This is a genomic window from Ruegeria sp. G10 (assembly GCF_056533645.1).
Map to the genome: position 1 here is coordinate 152,377 of NZ_JBQFOQ010000001.1, position 17,156 is coordinate 169,532.

Annotated in this window: 12 protein-coding genes, 1 tRNA gene and 1 pseudogene; 4 read left to right on the top strand and 10 right to left on the bottom strand. The window is 56.5% G+C overall.

What is annotated here, in order from left to right:
• Nucleotides 1–101: 101 nt before the first annotated feature.
• Nucleotides 102–1,208, top strand: a complete 1,107-nt coding sequence (locus tag ACR0KM_RS00725) for an efflux RND transporter periplasmic adaptor subunit (RefSeq protein WP_480857195.1) — start codon at nt 102–104, stop codon at nt 1,206–1,208.
• Nucleotides 1,208–4,324, top strand: coding sequence for an efflux RND transporter permease subunit (locus ACR0KM_RS00730; RefSeq protein ID WP_480857193.1), 3,117 nt, complete (start codon nt 1,208–1,210; stop codon nt 4,322–4,324). The genes ACR0KM_RS00725 and ACR0KM_RS00730 overlap by 1 nt, the downstream gene beginning before the upstream one ends.
• A 58-nt stretch (nt 4,325–4,382) precedes the next feature.
• Here the strand turns inward: ACR0KM_RS00730 and ACR0KM_RS00735 are convergent, their stop codons facing one another.
• The 5 genes from ACR0KM_RS00735 to ACR0KM_RS00755 all read right to left on the bottom strand — a co-directional run bounded on the left by ACR0KM_RS00735 (nt 4,383) and on the right by ACR0KM_RS00755 (nt 8,446).
• Nucleotides 4,383–4,562, bottom strand: a complete 180-nt coding sequence (locus ACR0KM_RS00735; protein WP_480857191.1) for a hypothetical protein — start codon at nt 4,560–4,562, stop codon at nt 4,383–4,385.
• Between the two features lie 227 nt (nt 4,563–4,789).
• The gene (gene cynS / locus ACR0KM_RS00740; RefSeq protein WP_480798096.1) at nt 4,790–5,260 is read right to left on the bottom strand and encodes a cyanase; all 471 of its coding nucleotides are present in this window, start codon (nt 5,258–5,260) and stop codon (nt 4,790–4,792) included.
• Nucleotides 5,261–5,299: 39 nt separating this feature from the next.
• Nucleotides 5,300–6,205, bottom strand: a complete 906-nt coding sequence (locus ACR0KM_RS00745; protein WP_480819583.1) for an ABC transporter ATP-binding protein — start codon at nt 6,203–6,205, stop codon at nt 5,300–5,302.
• Between the two features lie 12 nt (nt 6,206–6,217).
• Nucleotides 6,218–7,054, bottom strand: a complete 837-nt coding sequence (gene ntrB, locus ACR0KM_RS00750) for a nitrate ABC transporter permease (protein WP_480819582.1) — start codon at nt 7,052–7,054, stop codon at nt 6,218–6,220.
• Nucleotides 7,055–8,446 (bottom strand): CmpA/NrtA family ABC transporter substrate-binding protein, encoded by a 1,392-nt coding sequence (locus ACR0KM_RS00755; RefSeq protein ID WP_480857189.1) that lies wholly within the window; start codon nt 8,444–8,446, stop codon nt 7,055–7,057. It abuts the gene before it with no gap.
• Between the two features lie 203 nt (nt 8,447–8,649).
• Between ACR0KM_RS00755 and ACR0KM_RS00760 the strand changes: the two genes are divergently transcribed.
• Nucleotides 8,650–10,506, top strand: coding sequence for a sigma 54-interacting transcriptional regulator (locus ACR0KM_RS00760; RefSeq protein ID WP_480857187.1), 1,857 nt, complete (start codon nt 8,650–8,652; stop codon nt 10,504–10,506).
• A 571-nt stretch (nt 10,507–11,077) separates the two neighbouring features.
• Here the strand turns inward: ACR0KM_RS00760 and ACR0KM_RS00765 are convergent.
• The 4 genes and pseudogenes from ACR0KM_RS00765 to ACR0KM_RS00780 form a co-directional block, all read right to left on the bottom strand.
• Nucleotides 11,078–12,991: an adenylate/guanylate cyclase domain-containing protein gene (locus ACR0KM_RS00765; RefSeq protein ID WP_480857185.1), complete on the bottom strand. Its 1,914-nt coding sequence runs from the start codon at nt 12,989–12,991 to the stop codon at nt 11,078–11,080.
• Between the two features lie 290 nt (nt 12,992–13,281).
• A pseudogene (locus tag ACR0KM_RS00770) lies at nt 13,282–14,266 on the bottom strand (transposase); the annotation flags it as partial.
• Nucleotides 14,267–15,726: 1,460 nt separating this feature from the next.
• Nucleotides 15,727–15,803: transfer RNA gene (locus tag ACR0KM_RS00775), tRNA-His, on the bottom strand.
• Nucleotides 15,804–15,850: 47 nt separating this feature from the next.
• Nucleotides 15,851–16,333: an N-acetyltransferase family protein gene (locus tag ACR0KM_RS00780; protein ID WP_480819578.1), complete on the bottom strand. Its 483-nt coding sequence runs from the start codon at nt 16,331–16,333 to the stop codon at nt 15,851–15,853.
• A gap of 78 nt (nt 16,334–16,411) precedes the next feature.
• Here ACR0KM_RS00780 and ACR0KM_RS00785 point away from each other — a divergent pair, with 78 nt between their 5' ends.
• Nucleotides 16,412–16,600: a DUF6324 family protein gene (locus ACR0KM_RS00785; protein WP_480515802.1), complete on the top strand. Its 189-nt coding sequence runs from the start codon at nt 16,412–16,414 to the stop codon at nt 16,598–16,600.
• Here the strand turns inward: ACR0KM_RS00785 and ACR0KM_RS00790 are convergent.
• Entirely contained in the window at nt 16,597–17,028 is a 432-nt protein-coding gene (locus ACR0KM_RS00790; protein ID WP_480819577.1) for an MmcB family DNA repair protein, read from the bottom strand. The genes ACR0KM_RS00785 and ACR0KM_RS00790 overlap by 4 nt on opposite strands.
• Between the last annotated feature and the right edge of the window lie 128 nt (nt 17,029–17,156).

Genomic DNA, 17,156 nt, shown 5'->3' on the forward strand with positions numbered 1-17,156 from the left:
CGTAAAATGCCTACTACGATCTCTCTGACAGCGATCTCCTAAAAAGAAAATTGCCGCGCGTATTCGCGCCGCGAACGTTTTCTTGGAAACAGGATAGCCAAATGAGACGATTGCTTCGAACCTTTGTTGCAGTACCATTTCTGGTCGCGACGGTTGCCGAAACCCAAGAACTGAGTGAGCAAACCGAAGAAGAGGTGGTGCGCCCGGTCAAGACACTGACCATCAGTGATCGAACCGAAGAACATGACCGCTTTTTCGTAGGCATTGCTCAAGCCGCACGCCAGGCGACTTTGAGTTTCCGCGTCGGGGGCACGGTCGAGGCGCTTTTGGTTGCAGTTGGCGACGATGTGGGAGAAGGCGATCCAGTCGCGCGTCTGGACAGGGCGCAATTCGAGACAGAAGTCGATCGCCTGACCGCAGAACTCGCCAGCGCTGAGGCCACGTTTGAAAATGCAGAAACCCAGACCAATCGGCAGCGCCAGCTTGTCGAGCGCGATGTTGCGGCACAGGCGACCTTGGACCGCTTCATTGCGCAAGAGGCATCTGCGCGCGCGGCCGTCGAATCGGTTACAGCGGCGCTTGAAAACGCCAAGCTTGACCTCTCATACACGGAAATCTCTGCGCCATTTTCCGGTATTGTGACTGCAGATTTCGTTGAGGTCTTTGAAGAGGTCCAAGCCAAGGAACAAATCCTCAGAATCCTGGATGATCAGCAGATCGAGATGGTGATCGACGTGCCGGAACGGTTTATTTCGGTCCTGCCAGAGATTGGCGATCTGGTGGTCAGCTTTCCCGCTGTCGGCGTGATGGAATGGCCCGCCAGCATCAGTGAAATCGGCAAAGAAGCCTCGACCACCACTGGTACTTTTCCCGTCACCCTGGCGATGGACCAGCCGGAAGATGCACGCATCCTTCCGGGTATGACCGGTCGAGTACGCGGTCAACCAGAAGATGGCGATGCTGTTGAGGGCGCGATCTCGGTACCGATTGGCGCCGTTTTCACTCCGGAAGGGCAGACGCAAACGCAAGTCTGGGTCCTTGACGCAGATACAATGACCGTATCCGCCCGGGACGTGGAACTGGGATTTGCGGATTCCCGTGGTGTGGCTGTCAAAGATGGCCTCGTGCCGGGCGAGATCGTGGTCGCCGCCGGAGCTAACAGTCTGCGACCCGGCCAGAAGGTGCGCATGTTTGAGGAGGCGCAGTGATGAACTTTGCAGGTTTCGCAATTCGCAACGCCAAATTTACCTGGTTCACGGTTGTGCTTCTCAGCTTTGGCGGGATCGTGTCCTTCTTTTCGCTGGGCCAGCTTGAGGACCCCGAGTTCACAATCAAAACAGCAGTGATCGCAACGCCATACCCCGGTGCAAGCCCCGAAGAGGTCGAGCAGGAAGTCACTGAGCGGATCGAAAGAAAACTGCAGGAAATCAAAGAGATTGACCAGATAACCAGCGAAAGCCGGGCCGGGATGTCGTCGATTGTTGTCGATATCAAAGCGCAGTACTGGTCAGATGAGCTGCAGCAGATTTGGGATACGCTGCGTCGCAAGGTTCGGGACATTGAAGGGCAGTTGCCACCTGGCGTCGGACGCCCGATCATCAATGACGATTTCGGGGACGTACTGGGCTTGGTGATCGCCCTGACATCGGACGGATTTTCCCAAACCGAATTGCGTGGGTATGCCGAGGATTTGGAGAGAGAACTGGCGCTTGTCGATGGCGTCGGACGCGTCGATATTTGGGGGATTCAGGACCGCGCGATTTATGTAGATGCTACTGAAGAATCCCTAGCCGCTCTGGGCATTTCTGGCGCAACTCTACTTTCGACGATTGATGCACAGAACACGGTTGTCGATGCCGGGCGACTGAATGTCGGCGATCACCGGATACGCATTGCGCCAACTGGCGCTTTCAAAAGCCCCGAGGACATCGCTGATCTTGCCATCCGGCCCAGCGCCCTGGACGCGCTGACAACAACTGGGGTCGTCACCGACGAAATCATACGCCTGGGTGATATTGGCGACGTGCGGGAAGGCTATGTCGATCCTCCGACGACCTTGATGCGTTTTGACGGGAAGCCTGCGATTGGAATCGCGTTGTCGTTCCAATCCGGCGCGAATGTTGTCGCGATTGGTCAGGCGGTCGATGCGCGACTGGATGAGTTGTTGCCTGCGCTGCCCATCGGGATCGAGATCGAGAAAGTGCATTGGCAGTCGGATGATGTGGACACCGCCGTTAGCAGTTTCCTGATCAGTCTGGCTCAGGCCGTTGCGATTGTTCTGGCGGTACTCACGCTGGCGATGGGGGTCCGGATGGGTCTGATCATCGGCAGTGGGTTGTTGCTGACCATCCTTGCCACGTTCATTCCACTGGCTATGTTTGGCATCGACCTTCAGCGGATGTCTCTTGGGGCTTTGATCATTGCTTTGGGCATGATGGTGGACAACTCCATCGTGGTTGCAGAAGGCGCAAGTGTGCGTATCCAAAAAGGCATGGATCGCGTCACGGCCGCGGTTGAGGCTGCTGCCCGCCCCTCTATCCCGCTGTTGGGGGCGACGATCGTGGCCATAATGGCGTTCTATCCAATCTTCGCATCGGTCGAAAGCGCAGGTGAGTATTGTCGAACCCTGTTTTCAGTGGTGGCAATATCGCTGCTGATAAGCTGGCTTTTGTCGATGACGGTTACGCCTGTGCAATGTGTCGCGATGCTAAAGGTTGCAGCCCAAGGTGCGCAAAGTGAGGGGGTGTTCCTTCGCGGATATCGTAGGCTGTTGGAAGCCGCCGTTCGCCTGCGTTACCTGACCATCGGAATAGCAGTTGCCTTTCTGATTGCATCCGTTGTGGCCTTTGGGTCGGTCACGCAGCTGTTCTTCCCCACATCTGCAATGAGCAAGTTCATGATCGATTTCTACGCACCGGAAGGTACGCGGATCGAAACCGTGGCTGCGGCAGCCGCAGAGATTGAGACGCGCGTGTCCGAAGAAGACGGCGTGACCGGCACTGCCGCCTTCATCGGCGCAGGCCCGCCCCGGTTTTATCTGCCGGTTGATCCTGAGCCGACCAACCCGGCTTATGCGCAAGTGATCGTCAATGTCGAAAGCTACAAGGACATCCCGCAAATCGCAGAAGCGATCACAGATTGGCTTGCTGAAGCTTACCCCGAAGCAACCGCATTCACGCGGCGGTTTGGCGTGGGTCCTGCAACAACCTGGGGCTTTGAGGCAAGGATCGTAGGTCCGGCAGATGCGGACCCGGAGGTCCTGCGCGAATATGGCGACCAGGCTCTGCAACTCTTGGAGGCACATCCCTGGACCAAGGTTTCGCGCACCAACTGGCACAACAAAGTCCTCACTCAGGTCCCAGAGTTCAATCAGGCAAGTGCTCGTTGGACCGGGACCACCTATGAAGATCTCGGCAATGCCACCAAGCGGGCATTTGACGGGCGGACGATTGGCATTTTCCGCGATGGAGATGAACTGCTGCCAATTGTTTTGCGCCCGCCAGAGGCTGATTTGACCGCGATAGACAATTTTCAGCTCTTGCAGGTGCAGAATCCGCAAGTCCCCGGAACAATCCCTCTTGCGCAAGTCATCAGTGATCTCAGAGCGGAAACAGAAGACCCGGTGATCCAGCGCCTCAACCGGGCGCGGACATTGACAGTGCAGGCAAACCCGATCGATGGCATCACACAACCAAGCTATCGCGATAGCCTGCTGGACGATTTTGAGGCTATCGCCGCTTCGTTGCCGGTCGGCTATCGCATGGAATGGGGTGGTGAATACGAAGACACAGTTGAAGCTCAAGCATCGTTAATACCCGGTATCGCCCCCGCCGTGGCCCTGATCGCGTTGATTGTAGTTGGCCTATTCAACGCGTATCGCCCACCGCTTGTGATTTTTTCAGTCATTCCCTTTGTCCTGATCGGCATCGCCCCGAGCCTGCTTTTGACAGGAACTCCGTTTGGTTTCGTCGCGCTTTTGGGAGCGATGAGTCTGGCGGGAATGATGATAAAAAATGCAATCGTGCTGATCGATCAGATAAACGACAACCTCTCCGACGGGTTTGCACCATACGATGCTTTGATTGACGCCGGTGTATCGCGCCTGCGTCCCGTGACCCTGGCGGCTGCCACGACGGTTTTGGGGGTTATCCCGCTTTTGCCCGACGTCTTTTGGATCGGTCTTGCGGTTACGATTATGGGAGGGTTAACGGTCGGCACAATCCTGACGATGATCCTCGTTCCCGTCCTTTATGCGACCTTCCATGGAATTTGGGGTACCAAACCCGGAAGAACAGACTTTGATGAGATAAACGCTGTGACATAGGTTCGAGCCAAGAATTCTAGTCGAAGTCACTGCTTTGGGCAGGAAGTTGCAACTGCGATCAGCGACCGATCTGGCCGAACCAGACCTTGAAGAACTGACACCTGACAGGCGCCGGTTCAGTGAGCCGCCTCTTGCGCCAGCATTCGATGCGCTCGGCCATACGGTAAATCCCCGCCGCTGTCGCAATGCCCGAAGCATCGCGTTTGTTCGCGTTAACAGAGGAGCGGTCGCCGGCCATGATCCATCGTCTGCCGCGCTGAGATCATGAAGAAACCGCTGAGCCGTAGTTGAAGGGTTTTCGTATAGCCCAAAGCTGATCTTAAACAGTGAATTTCGATGATAGGTGCGGCCTACCCGAGGAGGCATTCGCTGGGAATCCAATGCCCCGCTGTTTCCGAACCCACCGTTTGCGGACAGCCTGAGCCCTGAGGCTGTCCGCAAAGGGCTCAATGTCCGGTGATCTACTTACCAGGAGTTGTAGGACAGGTATTTACCCGACATCTCGACTTTGACGCGGTCGCCTTTCTCGTGCGGAACGCGGGTGACCTGCATGTCGAAATCGATGGCAGACATGATGCCGGTTCCGAATTTCTCTTCGATCAGCGCCTTGAGGGTCGGACCATAGACACCGACGATTTCGTAGAAACGATAGATGCAGGGGTCGGTAGGGACGCTTTGTTCCCAGACCTTTGTGGGCGGCTCGGCCAGTACGCTTGCGGCCTCTTGTGGCAGGCCCATCAGGGTGACCATGGCGTCGGCCTTGTCGGCGGGGAAAGCGTTCATGCCCATGCAGGCCGAATGGGTCCATACCGGCGACATATCGATTTTCTCGGCGATGCCCTCCCAGGTCAGGCCAGCCTGTTTCTTGGCTGACAGGATCATCATGGTGACATCTTCTTTGGTCATCATAGCGGGGATTTCGATTGTGTCTTTCATTTGGGTTCCTCCTGATTTGAATGTCCGTGCGCGGGGCTTTCAGTCGTTGACGGCCCGCAGTTGAGGGTTGGTCTCGGGCACCTCGGGGGCCGAATCTGTCAGGTCGATCACAACCGACTCAGGCCGTTGCGCCGCACCATCGCTGGCCTGACCGGCGAGTTCCTTCGAACGCTGACCAAGGAACTGCACCAGATGGTTTCGGATCGCGTAGTAGTTGGGGTGATCAACGATCTCGGTGCGGGTACGGGGACGGGGAATGGTGATCTCGACCGACTCGGCCACCCGTGCAAACGGGCCATTGGTCATCAGCAGGATGCGGTCGGCCAGCAGGATCGCTTCGTCGATGTCATGGGTAATCATGAACACGGTCTGTTCGGTTTCACCCCAGACTTTCAGCAATTCGTCCTGAATCGTGCCTCGCGTTAGCGCATCCAGCGCGCCGAAGGGTTCATCCAGCAACAACAGCTTGGGTTGGTTGGCAAAAGCGCGGGCAATCGACACGCGCTGCCGCATACCACCCGACAACTGGCTGGGCTTGCGGTGCACCACGTCACCCTCAAGCCCCACCTTGGCCAGGAAGGCGCGCGCGTGTTCCTCGACCTTGGCGGCGGGCCAGTCGGGATAGCGGGCTTTGACACCGAAGGTCACGTTCTTGAGCGCCGACAGCCACGGCAGCAGCGAATAGTTCTGGAACACCACGCCGCGATCCAGCGAAGGGCCGGATACCTCGAACCCGTCCATCTTCACCACGCCTGACGTGGGCTCTGCCAGACCGGCCAAAATATTCATGATGGTCGACTTTCCGCAGCCGGAATGGCCCAGGATGCAGACGAATTCGCCCTTTTCGATGCCAAAGCTGGCGTTTTCGAACACGGTCAGCGTACCGCCCTGCCCGTCCGGGAATTGCTGTGTCAACAATTCGATACTTAGAAACGGTTTACCCATGAGTGTTGTTCCTTATTCGGCATAAGCGACGGCGCGCTGCAGGTAGGCAAAAGCCGAATCCAACAGCATGCCAACTACGCCGATCATGAGGATTGAGAAGATCACCGAAGTGAGGTCGAGGTTGTTCCACTCGTTCCACACGTAATAGCCAATGCCTGTGCCGCCCACCAGCATCTCAGCCGCTACAATGACCAGCCAAGCGATGCCGATGGAGATGCGCATGCCCGTGATGATGGTTGGGGCCGCGGCGGGCAGAATGACGGTAAAGGCGGTGCGAAACGGCCCCAGTTCATGCGTGCGCGCGACATTCACCCAGTCCTGCCGGACACCGGCGACGCCGAAGGCTGTGTTAATCAGCATCGGCCAGATCGAGCAGATGAAGATCACGAAAATCGCGCTTGCCTCACTGTCCTGAATGATGAACAAGGCCAGCGGCATCCACGCCAGTGGTGAAATGGGCCTCAGCACCTGAATGAATGGATTGAACGCCTTGTAGGCGACCTGACTCATCCCGATCAGAAAACCCAGCGGGATCGCCACGAGGGCGGCCATGAAATACCCGGCCAGAACACGATAGATCGAATAGCCGATCTGAATGCCGATCCCCTTGTCGTTGGGGCCCGCGTCGTAGAACGGGTTCGACAGCTGCTCCCACGCCTTGGCGATGACCTGACTTGGGGGTGGCACACCGGCCTTCTGCGCGCCACCACCGGTCAGGCGTTCGTATTCGGTCAGCTCTTCGGCGGCTTTCTGGGCGGGAATGGCGGCCTCCCATATCAGAAGGCCGACCACCAGCATCACCACCGACAGCAGCGCCGCGCGCTGATTGATCGAGAGGTTGTCCAACATTTACGACGCTTTCCCGATTGCAAAGCTGGACACATACCCTTCGGGATCTTTCGGATCGAAGGTCTTGCCCATAATGGTGTGGGTTTTGTAAGTCACGTCCGGCGCGTCATAGCCCAGATCAGTCATGACCTTCTTGGCATCAGCAGCCAGATAGACCTGCTCAGCCACGCCTTTGTAATCCACATCGCCCTCGATATAGCCCCAGCGCTTCATCTGCGTCAGGATCCAGACGCCCATCGAATGCCAGGGGAACGGGTCGAAATCGATCCTGTCCGGCACTTGCTGCACCTCACCCAACCCATCGGCATAGGTACCGGTCAGAACCTGCTCAATCACCGGGACCGGCTGGTTCAGGTAGTTGGTTGGCGCAATCGCTTCCGAGATATCCTTGCGGTTATCGGGGTTCGACGCGAACTGCGTAGCGTCGATGATCGACTTGAGCAGCGCGCCATAGGTATTTGGCAGCTCGGTTGCAAAGCTCAGCGGCGCGGCAAAGGCACAGCAGGGATGGCCTTCCCAGATGTCCTTGGTCAGGGTGTGGATAAAGCCGATCCCCTCCCACACGGCGCGTTGGTTGAACGGGTCGGGCGAGAGATAGCCGTCGAGGTTTCCGGCGCGCAGGTTCGCAACCATTTCTGGCGGCGGTACAACACGGATCTGGATATCGACATCTGGGTCCAGCCCGAACTCGGCCACGTAATAGCGCAGCAGGAAGTTGTGCATCGAGTATTCGAACGGCACGCCGAAGGTGAAACCCTTCCACTGCTTCGGGTCGCGCTTGTCCAGATGTTCGTTCGACAGAACGATGGCCTGCCCGTTGATGTTCTCGATGGCAGGCATGATGTAAGGCGTCGCAACCGATCCCGCGCCCATGGTCATTGCCAATGGCATGGGTGTCAGCATGTGGCTGGCGTCGTATTCGCCCGACAGCGATTTGTCGCGGGCCACGGCCCAGCCGGCTGTTTTGATGACCTGAGCATTCAGGCCGTAGCGTTCGTAGAACCCCATCGGTTGCGCCATGATGATCGGCGTGGCGCAGGTGATCGGAACAAAGCCGATATTCAGATCGGTTTTCTCGGGAGTGCCCAGATTGTCCAGGATGGCCGCCTTGGCCTGTTCAAGCGGAAAGACCGAGGCCAGCGCCGCAGCAGCGGTCCCGCCACCCAGCATCCCCATGAACGACCGACGGTTGATGTCGCTTTGCCCGAACACAGACCGCACGATCGCGCTTTCGACCACGCGTTCGGTCATCTGTTCCGAGGTCATAACCTCGGGCTCGGCATAGTCCTTGTCATGGCCGTGGCCGGACAGGCATCCCTCGCAACCGCAATCGGCCCCGTGGCGCAGGTCGGTCTTTGCGGAAAACGGATTTCCAAGGCTCTTGATCGTCATGGTTTTCCCCTTGTTTCAGTGAAGTTGACATGATGGTGCCAGCCGGAATGGCGCCAAAACAGGGGGCGCATAAAATTTGTGCGTCGAATAAAATCAATTGAAAATAATAGTTTAATCAAAATGAGGCCTGACAGATTTTACGATAAATCGTAAATTACGAAATCTCGAATTCAGATGCCGCGCCGCAGCGCTAGACTGCGAATATGACGCTTGCCCTGCTGCCCCCCGATTCCCTTTTGCACGCGCTGCCCGAGGCGGCGCTGGTGCTGGACACCTCTGCCGACCGGATTGTCGAATGGAATACCAGTGCAAGTGATTTTCTGGGTGCAGGGCCTGATACCCGGCCTTTGCCCTTCTCGCGCTACCTGCGATCCGCGCTGCCGCAATTCGTCGTGTTTATTGAAGAGGTCGACCACCGAAGCGAAAGCTGGACCCGTGATATTCCCCTGACCTCGGCCAATGGAAAGGTGACGCGCTGCGAACTGCGCGCACGTCAGATGCCGGGCAAACCGGGCTGGCTGATGATGACGCTGACCGATCTGGACGCGCTGGACCACCGGGCCGAGTTGACCGCGATGGCCGAGACCTTTCGCGCCGGTATCCTGGAATGGAAGCGGACCGAGGGGTTCTTTGCCGAACTGGAACGTCAGAACCAGCTGATCCTGAACGCGGCGGGTGAAGGGATTTACGGCGTCAATGCCGAGGGAAAAACCACCTTCGTCAACCGAGCCGCACAAGAGATGCTGGGTTGGACAACCCGTGATCTATTGGGCAAAGACATCCATTCGATGATCCACCACCATCATCTGAACGGCGAAGTCTACCCATCTCAGCAATGCCCGATCTACCGCTCATTCCGGTTCGAACAGGTCAACCGGATTGAGGATGAGGTGTTCTGGCGCAAGGATGGCAAGCCGATCCGCGTCGAATATGTCTCGACCCCAATCTACGACCAACAGGTTCTGGCCGGGGCCGTGGTAATCTTTCGCGACATTACTGAACGCAAGGAAAACGAGCGCAAGCTGCGCGACGCTCTGGATGAAGTCGCTGCCCTGCGCGACCGGTTGGAGCAGGAGAACGCCTATCTGCAAGAGGCGATCACCTCGGAACGGGCGCATCACGACATCATCGGCACCTCGCCTGCGATCCGCCAGATCGTGACGCGGATCGACCTGGTAGCCGGTACGGATGCAACCGTGCTGATCTCGGGCGAGACAGGCACCGGCAAATCTCTGGTAGCAACCGAAATTCACAAAGCCAGCCCGCGCGCCCGCCGTCCGCTGATCCATTTCAAATGCAGTTCCGTGGCGCGCGAAGAAGTTGAGGCCGAGCTGTTCGGGCAGGTGCGCGGTGCCCATAACGGGGCCACGCGGGACAAACCTGGCAAGCTGGAACTGGCCCATGGTGGCACGCTGTTTCTGGACGATGTGGAAGATTTACCGCTGGAGATTCAGGGCAAGTTTTTGGCGGTCTTGCAGAACGGCGTAGTGACACGGTTGGGCGACACGCGGGAAAAACCGATCGACTTGCGCGTCATCGCCGCTACTTCTCTGACCGAAGCGCAAGCACGACGGGCCGACCGTATTCGCGAGGACCTGTATCTGTTCCTCAACGTCTTTCCGATCACCTGTCCACCCCTTCGCGACCGGCCCGAGGATATCCCGCAACTGGCCACGCATTTGCTCAAGATCGCCTGCCGCAGGCTGAACCGGCCGGTGCCGGTTCTGACCGAGCATGGGGTAAAGCAATTACAGAGCTACGACTGGCCGGGAAACGTCCGCGAACTCCACAACGTGATCGAGCGTGCCGCAATTGTTTCTCATGATACAAAGCTTGTAGTCGAGCTTGAGGGCGCGTCACCAGGCGCACCCACAAACGCCTCTTTTAAAACAGAAGCTCAGATGCAGGACTTGGCGCGATTAAACCTGATCGCAGCCTTGCGCGAAACACAAGGACTGGTTTCCGGCCCTTCCGGCGCCGCAGCGTTGCTGGGCGTCAGGCCAACGACTTTGTATTCGCGGATAAAGTCCATGAACATTGTCGATACCGAATGGCAATAGGTCAGGTTCGCATGAGGGTTTCACATAACGACCAGATCGTCCCCAAAGCACCCGTCCGAGAGAAAGTCGAGCATGAAATCAATCGAAGCTTGGCATCTGAACCCAAAGGCAAACGCCTCCGAATAATAGATCATCACGCACGCAATGTCGGCCAGGAGTGCCCGAGATAGAGATTGCGATCCGGTTGAGCCCGCGCGATCCGATGTTGCAAAACATGTACTTTTAACGGGGTCACATCCTGTTTCACCTGGAACGCTACGAAGTAGCGCTGGACGCAGCCCGGCAGTTGGGCGCGGTGGCAACAAGCAATACTTGGCGGCTGTTTCATCACCTGTTGAGCGCGGCCACTCTTGCCGAGATGAGCAGGCAAGAGGATGCCCAAGAGGCCGTCAAAGATGCGCTTGAGACTGACCCGAAACTGTCAATTTCGGCGATGCGCAGGCAATTCGCAGGATCAAAAACCACCCCGAAAACCGACGGATCTGGCTGGCAAGCTTGCAAATCGCGGACGTGCCAAATGAGAATCGGTGCCAAACTTGGCACCACGCTATGGCCTGCCGCCCTCTGTCGGTCAGCCTGCACTATCCTGAAGCGGAGCAAACTGTCCCTCGGGCATGTCCACGGCTCTGTAGGCTTCGACAAAAGGCAAGATGTGTTCATCCGGGCGCGCAAAGCGCCGGTACATCCAGACGATGTCAGCAATTTTTATCCCCGGACGAATTTTGTTGAGCCTGTCCCGTGCGGCAATGGCGGCGTTGCGCGGGCCCAGTTCGGCCAGAATTGCAACCTCAATGGAGACCGACCACCAAACGTCCGGCTGTGCCCCTTTGCGATAGGTGCTCAGCGCCGTTTCATAATCTCCGTTCAAGAAATGATACTCGGCCAGTGACTGATACCAGTTTGGGTCTGCTGCATTTGGGTCAAGCGCAATTGCGTTTTCGACAAGAGCGGCGCCCAATTCCAGACGCCCGGACCAAATGAACTCATAGCCGATCTGACCTTGCAGATACCGATCTGCCCCCAACGCAAGCGCTGTTTCGGCGGACGAGAAGAACCCGTCAAGATCGCGCTGAATCTGCAGCACAAGCGCCAAAAGGAAGTGTGCGCGCTCAGAATACGGATTCAGAGACACCGCGTTCCGCGCGGCCTCTTCCGCGCGTTGGATTTTCTCGTCCTGTGTCCCTGGATACAGCCCGGTAAAAAGCTTCACATCGGTAAGCAGTGCCTCGGCCAATTGCGCCCACCCTCGCCAATACTCGGGTTCGTCCTCAACAACCCGCAGGATACAGCCGCGGACACGCTCTTGCATATCCCGTCGGTTCAGAAAACCAACGCGCAGCAGGGAACACTCATAAGACGAGAGATGTTGCGGAGGTTTCGCACGCGCATGACCTGCGTGAATGCGCTTGATCGCCCCGCCCGCGTCACCCACAGCCGAGGCTACTTTTTCAGTTATGTTCAGTTGAACGTCCAGAATACTTGAAGTCGTGAGGCTTTCGTCATACGCCTCCGACCAGACCTGAAGCTCCGAAGCTGTGTCTATCAGTCGTGCTGTCACACGCAGACGATCTGCAACCTGCCGGACTGAGCCCTCCAGCACATAGTCCGCGCCGAATTTCTGCCGGATACTGCGCGGGTCACTTTCGTCCGGTCCGACGGAATGGGTGGATTGGCGGGACAGTACGTTGAGGTCCTGGTAGCTCCCCAGCTCAACGATGATGTCTTCGCCAATGCCAACAGCCAATAAATCGCGGGCGTCCGTATTGCTAAGGTTTTGAAATGGCAGAACCGCAACGGTCGGGCCTGTTGGCTCTGACAACAGAGCAGCTTCATCAAAGGTCATGGCATCGGGCGGTTCGCGATCAAAGCCGATCCACCACGTTAATATGCTTACAGCCCCAAGACCTACCAGAACCAATGCACCGGCCGTCAATGGAAGCTTGTTTGATCGCCGTTTGAATGCGGGCGCTCTGTCGGGCATAACGAGGAAAACCCGAACCGGTTCGGCGATGTTCTTTAGGTTTTTCAGACCGAGATCCTCAAATCCGACATCCACCTTGCCCATAGCCTGATGCGCGACACTCTCGGAAACCGCGACGCCGCCTGGGTCCGCCAAACTTTCAATGCGGGAGGCAACATTCACCCCGTCACCATAGAGGTCCCCATCAGCGATCATGACATCACCGAGGTTTATCCCGATCCGAAGTTGCAACCGCGACCCGTTGTCGAGGGCCGGAGCAGCCTCAGCCATTGCCTGCTGGATCTCGACACCACAGTTTACGGCATCGACAACCGAAGCAAACTCGACAAGAGCACCATCCCCCATCACCTTGACGAGGCGCCCGTGATGCCTGGCAATTGCGGGATCAAAAACCTCTGAACGCAGAGTTTTGAGAGCGGACAATACCCCTGCTTCGTCGCTGCCCATCAACGACGAATACCCAACGACATCGGCAGCCATGATCGCGGCGAGTCGGCGCTTCATAGGACCCTCCTGTTCACAGTCTAACTAAAGTCATGAAGTCTAGCCAATGCGTGCCTTTCTGGTAGCTCAAGCTTCTTTATGAGTTATGTCCCAGACCAAATGTCCGCTTCGCCTCGACGGCTCCTACTCTCCGCAGGTGCCAAGAAAGCCAGCTTTCCGCTAGTTCTTTTGAATAATGCTGCGTTGCGGGCGCAGAATGCGATGGTCGTAACACGGCGTAGACGCCTTTCTGATCAGGATCTGTATGTCTGCTGCAGTTCAATAAAAATCTTGGCCAATTTACGGAGGTTCTAGGCGGTGGCGGCGAGGAGAATTTCGTCTTTCGCACCGCAGGTACTGCTCAATTAGAGCCGTCGCATCCCGAGGACGCGTGTGGGGTGGGCGACGAGTATTTCCACCTTCTTCCTGAGCTCCATTGCGATGCCTTGCCCGCGGGTCTTGTCGGGCATCCTCGTGTCTTCGCGGCTGACCTTGCGGGCATCGGCGTTCGGGCAGCGCCTGGCTTTGGACGGGAAGACCTGGCAGATCTCTTTCAAAGCACCATAACGGGCGTTGCCCTTGCCGGTCGGACCCCGGTTCGGATCGGAGTAGTTGCGGCGGAATTGCTTAAGCGCGTGGACCTCCGGGCAGATGTATTGATCGTTCTCGGCATCCCATTCGAAGTGCGTAAAGCTCCAGGTTCCTTCGTTGCGCTCTAATCTAGCGAACACTGGAATATGCGGCGCAATCTTGCGATCGACCAGCCACACCAGAAGCGGACCGGTGCCTTAGGCTGTATCGGCAATCAGCCGTTCTGGACGCAGATCGAACTTTAACGTCGCGCGGTCTAACATCGTCTGTATTAACCCAACTTGGGCTTACAAGGTCGAGCGGTCCGCCTCGAAATCGACAATGACCCCGTGATCGGTGTCGATCAACCAGTTGCCGGAATAGCCAAAGAACGCTGCCCCCCACCAAACGCCGCCTTATCCAGTGTGTCGAGATACCCCCGGAGCGCTCGGGTTGCGTCTGCTGGATCGATGCTCTCCGCTTTCAATTCTTCCTTCGGTGTGCAGTTCTGCTGGTCGGCATATGTTTTGATCTGACTGTCATCAATCGGCACGCGCTGCGCGCTGACCAGACCTTCTTGGATGCACCGCAGAACCGACCGTGCCGGTTCTTGGAGAACGTCCAATGATCCCGCACTCGGTCGTTCAGATGTACCTCTTCGCACGACCGTCACTCGGATCAGATACCGAAGCAATGGCCCACCAGCAACATCCGGATCGGCAGTTCATGCCTCGATCAAGGAAGAGTTTTTCAATAGACTTTCGCCTTTTCCGATGGTGCCCGTTACCTTCGCAAGAACCAGGATGATGCTGATCGATTGTCTGAAACTATGGCGCGACAACTGACTGATCTGAAGCGGATTGCCATTCAAAAAAATGAATGAAGTCGGCGATGTTTTGCTGTACAGTTGCTTTTTCGGGATTTCGGTATGGGCCCGGCAGAAACAGCCTGCGCCGGAAAGAATGGCGAATGAGCGTCCACCGCAAAATCAGGTTTGGCCTCGTCTAATTAGACCTCATCTTCAAACTTCACTGCGATCCGGCGACACAGCGCGTATTGCGGTGAAGCAGTCGTTTGCCCAGCACGCTTATACCTTGTTAGAGAAACTGATTGAAGCGAAGCTTCATGATCAAGTCTGACCAGTTTCTAAGTATGTGCTAGACGGCGAGGCCAATTCCCCAAAAAATCTTTTAAATACAGATACCTAAAACCTGATTCAAAAATTCATCATAGGTGCCACCCTCAGGCGGGCGCTTCTGTGGATATCTTTGGGCTTCTCGTCCGGCATATCTTGGTCACGTCATCAGGATGCAATTTTCAGCAAATACCGGATGTATCGAAAGGGGTTCATTCGGCAAACCGTTCTCAATCTTGGGGAAATGGTACCGCCTCCCTGGCTTGAACAGGGGACCTCTGGATCCACAAAACCCAAATAACCGTTGAAAACACAAGATAATTTAGACCTCTGGATAAACCGTCCAGAAGCCCTTCTTTCTAAGCTAAATGATTTCAGTCACATAAAAGACCGTTTCTTATGAGTGTGATTTTCATGTCTGAGATGTGTCTAATTCACACAGATTGTTCGATAAATGTTCTCATTTGTGGTAAGATGTCGGTATGTATGAAATCCGTATCTACCGGAAATCCGGTAAGCAGATGCTTCGCACTGCCAAGTTGTCAGATTTTGGTCGCTTTAGTTTCTGGAGTTGGTGTCAGCTTTTCTTCACTCTGAAGAAGTACACTGTTCGCCAATAATTAAAGAGGCCGCCCCGAAGGACGACCTCTCTTAGCAAGTTTTAAAGTCCGATACCCCGAAACAGCCAGCCAAGACCGTAAAGGTCAAAAACAGTCTGCACACGGTACTTCGAACTGTCCGACCTGCTGGCTTCGAGGATGAAAGTTGCTCGCATGAGCGCCTCCATCTTCAAGTGTGCGGGGGACGCTTGTTGTACCAGCCACCCACACCCCACGCCAGTTTGCCGCTTTTTGGGTTTTCGGCTAACCGCTGGTCTTATCGGTGTAGGTAAGGTCGCCTTGTAGCCCTTTCAACCCCGACCACCAGATTTTGTAGAATACACCTCGATTTACAGATGAATAACGTGTCTGTGGCGTGTCTTTGTTCCAGACAGCAGCCGGATCGTCTAACACTTGGTGTCCGTATCTCAATGATTTTGTGGGGGTTTTTATGGTACCGCCTCCCTGGCTTGAACAGGGGACCTCTGGATCCACAATCCAGCGCTCTAACCAACTGAGCTAAGGCGGCACTCGTGAGGGGCGATTTAGCGAAGGCGTGCGGGGATTGCAAGGGGATTAAAGTTGAATTCGCCAGCTTTGTTCCACCAGATCGACGCCGAATGAGTGCACCGGCTTGCTGTCGATCAGGTGCCACCCTGAGGCGCGATAGAGCGCGCAGGCGGCGGCGTGACTTTCATGGGTCCACAGCACCATTTCCTGATACCCGGTATCGCGGGCAAAGCCCATACAGGTAGACAGCAGGCGCTTGCCCAGCCCCTGCCCGCGCGCTTCAGGCACCAGCAAAAACAGGCGCAGTTTGGCGGTTTTGTCATCCGCCCTGACACAGAAGATACTGCCCAAGCGTTCGCCTGCGTGCTCGGCGATCCAACCTTGTTCGCAGCTGGGATCGTGATCGGCTATGAATTCATCCAGGATGCGCGCGACCAGCTTGCCGAAACTGTGGTCGAACCCTTCGTCACGGGTATAGAGAACGTCGTGCTGTTCGACCAACCAAGGCGCATCCGCGGCGGTAAACGGTCTAAGGGTAATGTCATCCATGTCGCACCTAAACGCATAGCCTGCTTGATTCTCGCCCCATCGCACGTTAGCACCAAATCGCATTTCCCGGAGGCGCAAATGGGCATCAACACCGAACGCGATATCGAAGCGAATCTACAGATCGGGCCGACCGATCAGGGCATGGTGCGCCTGTTCATCGAAGGTGCAGGGATCGAGATCCCAATGGATTTCGACCCCGAAGAGGCGGAAGAAATCGCCGAGGAAATCCGCGCCGCCGCTGAAGCCGCACGCGCCGTCAAAGGCTAAATCCGCGGATCGCGCAGGGCCTGCAATCTGCGGGCCGCGTCGACCGCGAATTTCTGCACCATCTTCTTGCGCCGTGCCGGGGCCAGTTTGCTCTCCGGCCCCATTCGGATGATCTCGGCGTCATAGGCATCAGCGATGATCAGCCCTGTTTCCGCGGGCAGCAGTTCGGTCGGGAACGCGATATCGACGGCCCAGAAGAATCGGTCGCACCAATCCAGATAGCCCTGCCATTTGGAATCCGACTGATAGTCGGCCCGGCTGGATTTACACTCGACCACCCATAATTCACCCTTCGGGCCAAGCCCCATCACATCGACCCGCAGCCCACGCGTGGGGACGAATTCTTCAATTGAAACATAACCATGGGTCAACAGGTGGCGCGAAACGCCCCGCGCGAGCCTCTGTCCGGGTTGCAGGTCCAGTGTCATATGAGAAATGTGAACAATTAGTGAACAAAAATCAAGAAGCTTGCTCTTGCGCTGCGGGCATCCAAACCCTAGTTAAACCCGTGGCGGGTTCTGCCCTTCTTGTGACAGGTAGCATTCTGGTGGCCTTA